The 10,691-nt window shown below is 70.9% G+C and carries 12 protein-coding genes; 6 read left to right on the top strand and 6 right to left on the bottom strand.

Annotation, left to right across the window (positions count from 1 at the left end):
* Positions 1–222 precede the first annotated feature (222 nt).
* From VFR64_17695 to VFR64_17680, 4 genes are all read left to right on the top strand, one after another.
* Complete coding sequence (locus tag VFR64_17695) at positions 223–1,560, top strand: TolC family protein (protein HET9491575.1); 1,338 nt, start codon at positions 223–225, stop codon at positions 1,558–1,560.
* 64 nt (positions 1,561–1,624) lie between these two features.
* The gene (locus VFR64_17690) at positions 1,625–3,220 is read left to right on the top strand and encodes an efflux RND transporter periplasmic adaptor subunit (GenBank protein HET9491574.1); all 1,596 of its coding nucleotides are present in this window, start codon (positions 1,625–1,627) and stop codon (positions 3,218–3,220) included.
* A gap of 1 nt (position 3,221) precedes the next feature.
* On the top strand, positions 3,222–3,959 hold the full coding sequence (locus tag VFR64_17685; GenBank protein ID HET9491573.1) for an ABC transporter ATP-binding protein: 738 nt from the start codon (positions 3,222–3,224) through the stop codon (positions 3,957–3,959).
* Complete coding sequence (locus VFR64_17680) at positions 3,956–5,185, top strand: ABC transporter permease (protein HET9491572.1); 1,230 nt, start codon at positions 3,956–3,958, stop codon at positions 5,183–5,185. Before VFR64_17685 ends, VFR64_17680 begins: the two co-directional genes overlap by 4 nt.
* A gap of 37 nt (positions 5,186–5,222) precedes the next feature.
* Here VFR64_17680 and VFR64_17675 read toward each other — a convergent pair whose 3' ends face one another.
* Both VFR64_17675 and VFR64_17670 read right to left on the bottom strand, forming a co-directional pair.
* The gene (locus VFR64_17675; GenBank protein HET9491571.1) at positions 5,223–5,771 is read right to left on the bottom strand and encodes a hypothetical protein; all 549 of its coding nucleotides are present in this window, start codon (positions 5,769–5,771) and stop codon (positions 5,223–5,225) included.
* Between the two features lie 4 nt (positions 5,772–5,775).
* Positions 5,776–6,231, bottom strand: coding sequence for a DUF4149 domain-containing protein (locus VFR64_17670; GenBank protein ID HET9491570.1), 456 nt, complete (start codon positions 6,229–6,231; stop codon positions 5,776–5,778).
* Positions 6,232–6,357: 126 nt separating this feature from the next.
* Between VFR64_17670 and VFR64_17665 the strand changes: the two genes are divergently transcribed.
* The gene (locus VFR64_17665; protein ID HET9491569.1) at positions 6,358–7,104 is read left to right on the top strand and encodes a tetratricopeptide repeat protein; all 747 of its coding nucleotides are present in this window, start codon (positions 6,358–6,360) and stop codon (positions 7,102–7,104) included.
* 23 nt (positions 7,105–7,127) lie between these two features.
* Positions 7,128–7,748 (top strand): endonuclease III, encoded by a 621-nt coding sequence (gene nth, locus VFR64_17660; protein HET9491568.1) that lies wholly within the window; start codon positions 7,128–7,130, stop codon positions 7,746–7,748.
* Positions 7,749–7,754: 6 nt separating this feature from the next.
* Here the strand turns inward: nth and VFR64_17655 are convergent, their stop codons facing one another.
* The 4 genes from VFR64_17655 to VFR64_17640 are packed head-to-tail and all read right to left on the bottom strand — an operon-like array spanning position 7,755 to position 10,501.
* Positions 7,755–8,639: a deoxyribonuclease IV gene (locus VFR64_17655; protein HET9491567.1), complete on the bottom strand. Its 885-nt coding sequence runs from the start codon at positions 8,637–8,639 to the stop codon at positions 7,755–7,757.
* Positions 8,636–9,073 carry an SRPBCC family protein gene (locus VFR64_17650; protein HET9491566.1) on the bottom strand — a complete coding sequence of 146 codons (438 nt, stop codon included), beginning with the start codon at positions 9,071–9,073 and terminating at the stop codon, positions 8,636–8,638. The genes VFR64_17655 and VFR64_17650 overlap by 4 nt, the downstream gene beginning before the upstream one ends.
* Before the next feature lie 25 nt (positions 9,074–9,098).
* On the bottom strand, positions 9,099–9,542 hold the full coding sequence (locus VFR64_17645) for a redoxin domain-containing protein (GenBank protein ID HET9491565.1): 444 nt from the start codon (positions 9,540–9,542) through the stop codon (positions 9,099–9,101).
* Positions 9,543–9,568: 26 nt separating this feature from the next.
* On the bottom strand, positions 9,569–10,501 hold the full coding sequence (locus VFR64_17640; GenBank protein ID HET9491564.1) for a hypothetical protein: 933 nt from the start codon (positions 10,499–10,501) through the stop codon (positions 9,569–9,571).
* Between the last annotated feature and the right edge of the window lie 190 nt (positions 10,502–10,691).

Genomic DNA, 10,691 nt, shown 5'->3' with positions numbered 1-10,691 from the left:
CCGCGGGGGTACGGCCGCCGGGGCGGCCCCCCTGAAAATCACTATATCTTGTGGCGTGGGGACTCTAGCACGCAGAATATCGCGGTCGTCAAGAAAAAACCTATCCACCATCCATCCACTATTCGTCCACCGGCCGTCCCCAATCACCGCGCCCGGGCGTCGCCCGCGTGGCGCAGAGCGTCGTGGTATCCTCACGGCGCCAATCGAGCGGAGGAGCCGCGCATGACGCGCGCACGAACAGGAATCACATCATTGTTGCTGGCCGCCTGGCTGACGTTCCCCGCCGCGACGTCGCCGGCGGCAGCTCAGGCGCCGGCCGAGCGGCCCACGCCGGCCCCGGTGGCCGGCCGGCAGCTCTCCATGGACGAGGCCGTGGGCATCGCGCTGGAGACCCAGCCGCAGATCCAGGCGCGGCTCAACGACTACGCGGCGGCGCGGTTCCGCGTGGATCAGGCGATGGCCCCGCTCCTGCCCCAGTTCAGCAGCTCGATCAGCACCAGCCGCAGCCAGAGCTCGGTCCTGCCTACGGCGGCCGGCGCCACCTCGTTCATCGTGCAGCGCCACCCCGAGGACACGCTGGTGGCCCAGGTCGCGCTCTCCCAGCTCCTCTTCGATTTCGGCAAGAACCTGGCGGCGACCGAGGCGGCCAAGAAGCTGGCGGCAGTGGCGCTGGAAGATGTGGAGCTGCAGCGGCAGCTCATCGCGCTGGCGGTCAAGGAAGCCTACACGAACACCCTGTTCGCCCGGCGGCTGATCCGCGTGCAAGAGCAGGCGGTGGAGCGTGCCGAGCTCAATCTAAAGTCCGCCCGGGGATTCTTCGACGTGGGGACCCGGCCCCGGTCGGACGTGGCCCGCGCCGAAGTCGACGTGGCCAACGCCCGCGTCGATCTGATCCGCGCCCGCAATGCCGAGCGGCTGGCCCGGGTCGCCCTCAATACGGCGATGGGAATCGGAATCGACACGCCGACCCAGATCCAGGACAACCTCGTGTACGAGCCCGTGGCGCTCGAGCGGGCCCAGATCCGCGCCGAGGCGCTTCGCCAGCGGCCCGAGTACCGGCAGGTCAACCTCCAGGTCCAGGCGGCCGAGGCCGTGGCGCGCCAGGCCTTCCGCGACTTCTTCCCCGATATCACGGGCAGCGGCACGTACGGCGCCGTCCGTGACGAGCTGGAGGAGGTGTGGAGCCTGACGCTCTCGCTGACGTGGCCGATATTCGATGGCGGCAGCCGCATCGGCCGCTACCGCGAGGCGCGGGCCAACGTCGACGCGGCTCGCTCCCGGGTGCGGGCGCTGGAGCTGGATCTGCTGCGAGAGGTGGAGCAGGCCCAGATCACGATCGAAGAGACTCAGGAGCGGCTGCAGGCCGCTCAGACCGCGGTGGCGTCCGCCCAGGAGAACTTTCGCCTGGCCCAGGGCCGTTTCGACGCCGGCGTCGGCACGATCCTGGAGCTCACGGACGCGCAGCTGGCGCTCACCCAGGCCCAGAACGTCGAGGCCCAGGCGCTGGCCGACTACCGGATCGCCCTCTATCGGCTCGATCGCGCGCGCGGTAGGCGATAACGCCTGCCCGCAGTAAGCTGGTACGGGTAAATGAGACCGACCTCCGGGGGCGTCTAAACAGGCGATGAAGCGGTATGTATCACTCGGTCTAGTCACGCTGGCGGTGGCCGCCGGTGTCTGGGGTTACTTCTATGTGCAGAGCGGGGGCAACGCTCCCCAGTACCGCCTCGGCCGCGTGGAGCGCGGGCCCCTCACCGCCGCCGTGTCGGCCACCGGGACGCTCAACGCGGTGAAGACGGTCCAGGTCGGCAGCCAGGTCTCCGGGCAGATCAAGGAGCTCCTCGCCGACTTCAACTCGGTGGTCCGACAGGGTCAAATCATCGCCCGCCTGGATCCCGTGACCTTCGAGGCCAAGGTCAACCAGGCCCGGGCCGAGGTCGAAGGCGCCCATGCCGCCGTCCTCAATCAGCAGGCCCAGGTGGAGCGCGCCCGCGCCGAGGTCGAGAACGTCCGGGCGGCGCACGCCGAATCCCGGGCCCAGACGGCGCGCGCCCAGGTGGCCCTGGCCGACGCCCGCCGGGACCTCGAGCGCAAGACCGAGCTCTTCCGGCGCGAGCTCATCGCCAGGAGCGAGCAGGACACGGCCCAGGCCACCTTCGATTCGGCGGAGGCCGCCCTGGAGGCCGCGCACGCCAAAGAGCAGGCCGGCCTGGCTTCCATCAGCTCGGCCCAGGCCCAGCGGCGCGTGGCCGATGCCCAGCTCAAGACGGCCGAGGCCCAGGTCCGGCAAAAGCAGGCGGCGTTGCAGCAGGCCCAGGCCGACCTCGCGCATACGATCATCCGGGCACCCGTCGACGGCGTGGTCGTCTCCCGGCAGGTCGACGTCGGACAGACCGTGGCGGCGAGCCTGCAGGCGCCCGTGCTCTTCACCATCGCTCAGGACCTCACCAAGATGCAGGTCGACACCAGCGTGGACGAGGCCGACATCGGCCGCGTGACGCTCGACGGACCGGCGACCTTCACGGTGGACGCCTTCCCCGGCGAGACGTTCGCCGGCCGCGTGACACAGATCCGCAAAGCCCCGCAGGTCGTCCAGAACGTCGTCACCTACATCGTCGTGGTGGCCGTGGACAACCCCCGTGGCCGACTGCTCCCCGGCATGACGGCGAACGCCAGGCTGGTCGTGGCCGAGAAGGCCGAGGCGCTGAAGGTGCCCAACGCCGCGCTTCGCTTCCGGCCCGCCGGCGACAGCGGTGATGCCGCGGGGAGTGAGCCGTCCGTGGCCGAGATCCGGGAGCGCCTGGTGAAGGGCCTCGACCTCTCGGCCGAGCAGCAGGCGCGGCTGGACCCGATTCTCGAGGAGGGCCGTCAGCGAATGCTCGAGCTCCGGAAGGAGATCCGGAGCCCGTGGGCGGAGCGCTGGCGTACCCAGCGCCTTCGTGCCACGACGCGGGCTCGCATCCGCGAAATCCTCACTCCCGAGCAGCAGGCGCGCTATGACGCCCTGGGAACCGCCCGACGCGCGTCGACCGGTCGTGTGTTCATCCTCGGTCCCGACGGCAAGCCGAAGGCGGTGAGCATCCGCCTGGGCATCACCGACGGGGCCTCCACCGAGGTGGTGAGCGGCGATCTGCAGGAGGGCCAGGACGTCGTCGTCGGGGCGTCCGGCGGCGCCGGCGCTCCGGGCCGGCCGGGCGGCGCGCCGCGACTCAGACTCTGACATGGTCCTGATCGCGACGGAAGGGATCACCAAGGACTACCGCCTCGGGCCGCACACCGTGCACGCCCTCCGGGGTGTCACGGTCGGCGTCGAGCGGGGCGAGTTCGTGGCGGTGATGGGACCGTCCGGTTCCGGCAAATCGACGTTCATGAACATCCTCGGCTGCCTCGACAGGCCGACCGGCGGGCACTACTGGCTGGACGGCGTCGACGTGGGCCAGCTGCCGCGAGACGACCTGGCCCGCATCCGGAACGCCAAGGTGGGGTTCGTCTTCCAGCAGTTCCACTTGCTGCCCCGCACCAGCGCGCTGGAAAACGTCGAGCTGCCGCTGCTCTATGCCGAGCTCCCGGTTCGGGCGCGGCGGGAGCGGGCCCGGGAGCGTCTGACCGCCGTCGGTCTGGCCGACCGCGAGACCCACCACCCCAGCCAGCTCTCCGGCGGTCAGCAGCAACGCGTGGCGATCGCTCGTGCGCTGGTCAACGACCCGGTCGTGTTGCTGGCCGACGAGCCTACCGGCAACCTCGATTCCCGGACCAGCGTGGAGATCATGGCCTTGCTCCAGCGCCTGAACCAGGCCGGGCTCACGATCGTGCTGGTGACGCACGAGGCCGAAATCGCGGCCTACGCGCGGCGGGTGCTCGCCTTTCGGGACGGACGGCTGCTCCGTGACGAGCGAACCGGCGTCTGCCGCGACGCGGCCCAGGCCCTGGCCGAGCTGCCCGAGGAGGCGCTGGCGTGACGCTGCTGCAGTCGGTGCGGATCGCGCTCGGCGCCCTCCGGGTCAACAAGCTGCGCAGCGCGCTGACCATGCTCGGCATCATCATCGGCGTGGGCGCCGTCATCGCCATGGTGGCCGTGGGCGCCGGCGCCCAGGTCCGGGTCGCCGAGCAGATCCAGAGCCTGGGCTCGAACCTGATCATCGTGCTGCCGGGCAGCGTCAGCGCCGGGGGGCTACGCCTCGGCCACGGCACCCTGCCCCGAATCACCGAGGACGACGCCCGGGCCATCGCCCTGGAGATCCCGGCCGTTCAGGTCGCGGCACCGTCCAGGCGGGCCAACGCCCAGGTCGTCTTCGGCAACTTGAACTGGTCCACCGGCGTTCAGGGCATCACCCCGGGCTATCTGGAGGCCCGCGATTGGGTCGTCTCCGCCGGCCGCCCCCTCGGCCTCGAAGACCTCGAAGGCACCGCCAAGGTCGCCCTCGTTGGCCAGACCACGGCGCAGAACCTCTTCGGCGATGGCGACCCGCTGGAGCAGGTCATCCGGATCAAGAAGGTCCCCTTCACCGTCGTCGGGGTGCTCGATCGCAAGGGCCAGAGCTCCTGGGGGCAGGACCAGGACGACGTGATCCTGATTCCGCTGACGACCGAAAAGAAGATCCAGGGGGTGAACCAGGCCAGCCCCCGCGCCGTCGGAACGATTTCCATCAAGATCCGTCCCGGCCACGACATGGCCGAGGCCGAGGAGCAGGTGCGGGCTCTGCTGCGCCAGCGGCATCGGCTGCAGGCTTTTCAGGACGACGATTTCTGGATCCGGAACATCGCGGACGTCCTCCAGACCCAGGAGGAATCCTCGAAGGTGATGACCTATCTGCTCGCCGCCATCGCCTCCGTGTCGCTCCTCGTCGGCGGTATCGGAATCATGAACATCATGCTCGTCTCGGTGACGGAGCGGACGCGGGAGATCGGACTGCGCATGGCCGTGGGCGCCCGCGGGCGCGACATTCTCCTGCAGTTCCTGGTCGAGGCGACGACGCTGTCGCTCATCGGCGGCCTGATCGGGGTGGTCCTCGGCCTGGGCGCCTCCCGGGGTATCAGCTATCTGGCGGAGTGGCGGACCCTGGTCGCGCCCGAAGCCATCGCGCTGGCCTTCGGCTTCGCCGCGGCCATCGGCATCTTCTTCGGCTTCTATCCCGCGCGCAAGGCCGCGCGGCTCGATCCGATCGAAGCGCTCCGCTACGAATAGCTGGAGGGGGCGTGACGCCCCCTCCAGCCGAGAGACGTCAGGGTGCCTGCACCTGCGTGCCCCCGTGGCCGATGTCGGCCTCGTATCCCTCGAAGTCGGCTTCCAGGGCCAGCGGAAAGCCGTTGTCGTCGCCGAGGCCCTCGTTCAAGAGCACGTAGCGGCCGTTCCGGTCCACCACCGGATCGATGGCGGTGAGCACGACATCCATTCCGGGGCGCAGCTCGAACACCTCGACCGGGCGACCGTCGACCAACGCGACCGTGTCGGCCCGCGTCTGCACGGAGCGACCGTTGTCCAGCACCACGAGCCCGTCACGCTCATCGAAGCGCACCACCCTGCCCCGGACGATGGGCTCGCTGATCACCGCTGGGGCCGTCACGACCGTTGCCCGAGGAAGCGCCGCGGGGTCGGAGACCGTGGACCCGGGCTCGGCGATCACCACGTATCTGCCGTCACGGAGCATGACAGGCTCCGCCCCGCGAATCACCACCCGCGTCCCGGGCTGCAGCGTTTGGAGCATGATCGGCTGGCCGTCGACCCCGGTAACGTCTTCCGCGCCGGCCACTGGCACCAGGGCCAGCAGCATCGCGTCAGCGCAAGCGCCGGGACACGGGAGTGAATGCCTCGAGGACGACGACGCCCACTCCGCAGAGGAGCACGAGGCCATTCAGCCGCACCGCCTGGCGATGGGCGACGGCGAAGCCGGCGTCGTCACCCGTCCGACGCGCGCGGTTCGCCTCGGGCAGGTTCACGCCGAGCGCCCAGGCCAGGCAGGCCACCATCACCGCGCCGAGCGCGGCTCCAACCAGGTGCCGCAGACGACCCGCGCTCGCCCGTGCGGCGAGCACGACCAGCGCGCCGACGGCGACTCCAGCCAGCGCGATCCCCCACTGGTAGTAGGCCGGTAGCAAGGTCGCGACCAGCTCGCCGGCCTCTCGGCGCTCCAGAGCTCGAAAGAGGCCGGGCGCGGCCACGAACGAGAAGAAGGCGGTGATGCCGGCCCAGCACGCCATGCCGGCCAGGGCCAGCGCCTTCAGCGCTTCCACTGGATTCTCCGCGCTCCGCTCTCGCTCACCGGCGCTCCGCCCCGAGCGAGCATCGGCAACGGCGAGCCCGATGTCAACCGTTTCCGATTTGACACTCCGCCGCAGCGGACGCTAGAGTGCCCGCCGATGTGGAGCCGTCTGGCGCTGGTCGCCGTCGCGCTCGCCCTGGCCGTGCTCACACCCACCGCGGGCGCCGCTTCGTCGGCCGAGGAGCAAGCTCGCCGGTTGATCGCGCGCTACCACGAGGATCTCACCCGGCTCGACCGGGCCCGCGATGTCCTGGAAGCGGCCATCGCGCGGGAGCGTCGCGTGGAAAGTCTCATTCTCTTGTCCCACGTCTACTTCCTCCTGGGCGAGGTGCGGGCGACCACGCCGGATGCGAAGCTGGCCGCCTACGACCGCGGCCGGGAGCTCGGGCAGCGTGCCGTCGAGCTGGCGCCCCGCACCGAGGAGGCGCACCTGTGGTACGCCATCAATACCGGGCGCTGGGGGCAGGCCCGGGGAGTGGTGCGCTCGCTCTTTCTCCTGCCAACCGTGCGCCGGGAGCTCGACACCATCTTCATGCTGAATCCGAAGTCGGCGCGCGGGCACGCGCTGGCCGGCAACGTCCTGTTCGAGGTGCCCGAACTGCTCGGAGGGGACCGCAAGAAAGCCGAGGAGCACTACCGCAAAGCCCTGCAGATCGACCCGCGCTTCACGGTGGTTCGGGTCGACCTCGCCCGGCTCCTGATCAGCGCGGGCCGCCACGACGAGGCCCGGCGCGAGCTCACCCGGGTGATCAACGAGCGCGCGCCGACCAGCATCGCCGACTGGACTGCCAGAGACGTGCCGCGCGCCCGCGCGCTGCTCGACTCGCTCAAGGGCAAGCCCTGAAGATCGGGGAGATCATCCGGCGGCTGGAGCGCACGCGGCCGGCGTGGAGCCCCACCGCGCTCGCCGTGGTCGCGACCGAGTCGCGCGATCCGTTTCGGGTCTTGATCGCCTGCATCCTCTCCCTGCGCACGCAGGACACCACCACGGGCCCGGCGGCAGCCCGGCTCTTCGCCCTGGCCGACCGGCCGCCGGCCATGCTCCGGCTCACGCCCCGTCAGATCGAACGCGCCATCTACCCGGTCGGCTTCTATCGCACGAAGGCCCGCGCCATTCGCGCGATCTGTCGGGCCCTCATCGAGCGGTTCGCCGGCCGCGTCCCCGAGACGATCGACGAGCTGCTGACCCTCACCGGGGTGGGGCGTAAGACCGCGAACCTGGTGGTGACCATGGGCTACGGCAAGCCGGGGATCTGCGTGGACACCCACGTGCACCGCATCTCGAACCGGCTGGGCTACGTGCGCACGCGGACGCCCGAGAAGACGGAAGCCGCCCTGCGCCAGCGGCTTCCCCGCCGGTACTGGATCGGGTACAACGATCTCCTCGTCAGCTTCGGGCAGAACGTCTGTACGCCGATCTCCCCGCACTGCTCGCGCTGTCCGGTGCGCGCGTTGTGTCGGCGGGTCGGGGTGACCTCGTCCCGCTGAGCGGCGTCAGCCGGGCCGGCGGACCCCCGTCGCCGGCCCGACCCGCAGCGCGCGCAGCCGGGCGAGGTTGCGCCGGTCGGCCACCGGCTCCGGGGCCTTCGGTGTCTCCAGGACCTTGGGGACGCGGGCGAACCGGGGGTCCCGGAGAAGCCGGCGGAACGCCGGGCGACCGAGATGCCCCTGGCCGATGTGCTCGTGGCGATCGAGCCCGGAGCCCAGTCCGGCCCTCGCGTCGTTGAGATGGAAGGCCAAAACCCGCTCGAGCCCGACTTCGACTGCGCATTCGGCCACGACGGCCTCCCAGCCGCCTGGCTTGCGGATGTCGTAGCCGGCGGCGAACAGGTGGCAGGTATCGACGCACACGCCGGCGCGCTCGGGTCGCGCGATGCGGCCCAGGATGGCCCCCAGCTCGGACGGGCGCCGACCCACGGTGCCGCCGCCCCCCGCGGTGTTCTCGAGGGCGACCCGGATGCGATAGCCGGACGTTCGGCGGATCGCCTCGTCGAGCGCCGCCGCCACGCGGGCCAGCCCGGCCTCCAGGCCCTGGCCCAAGTGGGAGCCGGGATGCACCACGAGGCAGGCCAGGCCCAGCGCCTCGCCGCGCTCCAGCTCGTCGGTAAACGCGTCGACGGCGCGAGCCCACTCGGGGGAGGCGGGGGCGGCCAGGTTGATGAGATAGCTGGCGTGCGCGAAGACGGCGGGGATGCGGGTACGGCGACGGGCCGCGGCGAAGTCCCGGATGTCATCGGCGGTGAGCGGCGGCGCTGCCCACTGCCGCTGGTTCTTGAGGAAGATCTGCACGGCGCCGCAGCCGAGGGCGTGCCCGCGCTCCAGCGCCCGCCAGAGCCCCCCGGCGACCGACATGTGGGCGCCGAGCTCGTCACGCTTCACGGCGGCCGATCCAGCGCGGGAGCCACCAGCTCGGTCAGGCGGCGGCGGCGGTAGGCCCAGATCGCCGCGAGCTGCCGGCCGACGACCAGGGCCTGGACCGCACGGCCGAGCGGTCCCAGACGCAGTTGGTAACGCACGTAGTCTTCGACCCATGTGCCCCCCTGCTCCTCCCAGAACAGGTGCCGATGCTCCCACTTGTGATAGGGCCCACGCACCTGGACGTCGACGAAGCGCGCCGGCGGATCGTATTCCCGTATGAAGGCGCGCCAGTGCAGCGGCAGTCCGAGCCAGCGAATGCGGTAGTCGAACACGGCGAACGCGGCCATCGGGGGCGCCGGGCCCAGGAGCCGGAAGCCGAGCCAGGATGGCGTCAGGCGCGCCAGGTTCGCCGGGTCGGCGAAGAAGCTGAACACCTCGGCGCGCGGCCGACCCAACCAGACACGCGATTCGAGGGTATGGTCAGCCGAGCTTCTTCACCTCGGCCAGGATCTTGTCGGGGTCGGGCAACTGGCCCTTACCGTAGCGCTCGGTGAAGCGCACCACGCCCTGTCGATCGATGATGAAGGTGGCCCGAACGTTGGCGTTCCAGTCGGGCCAGTACACGCCGTAGGCCCGGGCCACGCTCCGGTGGACGTCGGACAGGAGCGGGTAGTGGCTGATGCCGACCGCCTTGGCCCAGGCGTCGTGGCTGAAGGGGCTGTCCGTGCTCATGCCCAGCACCTGAGCATTCGCCGCCTCGAAGTCGCGCACGCGCTTATCGAAGGCGGGCATGCAGGTGCTTCACCCCGGCGTCCAGTCCAAGGGATAGAAGAGCAGCACGACGTGCTTGCCGCGGTAGTCGCGCAGGCTGATGTCCTTGAGGCCGACGGACTTGACCGTGAACTCGGGAGCCGGATCGCCCACCTTGAGCGCTGTCTCACTGGCAGTGCTCACTCTGGCCTTCCTCCCTTCGCCGTGCGGCGGTTGACGCCGCGTCGAGTGATCATAGCACGCTCGCCGGGAACCCTCGCCGGGGGTCGGCGCAGAACGCTCCAGCGCTCGCGACGACCGGCCTCCAGCAGCGTCTCGGCCACGCCGACGTGCCCGGCGGCGGTGGTGACCCTGCCCGTCTCCAGCAGGCGTCCGAGCCGCTGGCGCCAGCGGGCCTCCCGCACCGCATGGTGATCGAGGATGACGCGGCAGCCGGTCGCCTCCATGATGCGGAGCAGGTGCTCGACGGCGCGATCGATGACCGCCGCCCCGAGCGCGTGCTCGAGGTACGACGGGGGACCCGACAGGTAGAGGAGGGTCGGCCGCTGGCGGGCCAGATACGCCGCGGCCACCGGAGAGAGCGGGCCCTGGACGTCCGAGGCGAACACGAACCGCTCGCGCTCAGCGTGATCGACGACGGTGAGGGCCACCACGTAGCCGAGCGCAGTGCCCTCCACTCCGTGGGCCAGCGGTGGCGACACCTCCAGCGTCAGGTCGGCCTCCCGGCGGACGGCGGCGTCCGCCGCCTCCACCCGCGCGTGACCGTCAAGGGCGCGCCAGAGCTCGATGCCGCGTCGCGCCTGTTGGGCCTGCATGAGCCGGCGCGGGTCCTTGGCCATCACCAGGCGGCCCCGGTAGGACGCCGGGTCCGAGCGAAAGTGGTCCTCGTGGTAGTGGCTCACGAAGACGAGCTGGGCCCGCGTCGCGTAGGCGGAGATCCGGTCGTTCACGCGGCGGAGCGCGTCCCATTCCTCGTCGGTGGGGGGAAGGCCGAACCGGGCCGGGGCCAGCGTCGCCCCGGGATCCAGCAGGATCCCGGTGCGCCCGACTTCCACGAAGGTCGCCATCGAGCGCACGCCCAGCGAGTCGGCGCCCAGCGGGATGACTTTCATTTGAAGGATGGGGGGGCGGGACGCCCCCCCATCAACCCCCCGTGCGCGTTGCGCCCGACACCACGCCCCCCCATCAACCCCCCGTCCGCGTTGCGCCCGACATCACGCCCCCCATCAACCCCCCCGTCCGCGTTGCGCCCGACATCACGGCCCCCATCAACCCCCCGTGCGCGTTGCGCCCGACACCACG

The organism is Candidatus Methylomirabilota bacterium (genome assembly GCA_035709005.1).
Classification (GTDB): Bacteria; Methylomirabilota; Methylomirabilia; order Rokubacteriales; family CSP1-6; genus 40CM-4-69-5.
The sequence above is the reverse complement of the archived record's forward strand: the minus strand, read 5'-3'. Positions and strand labels throughout refer to the sequence as shown.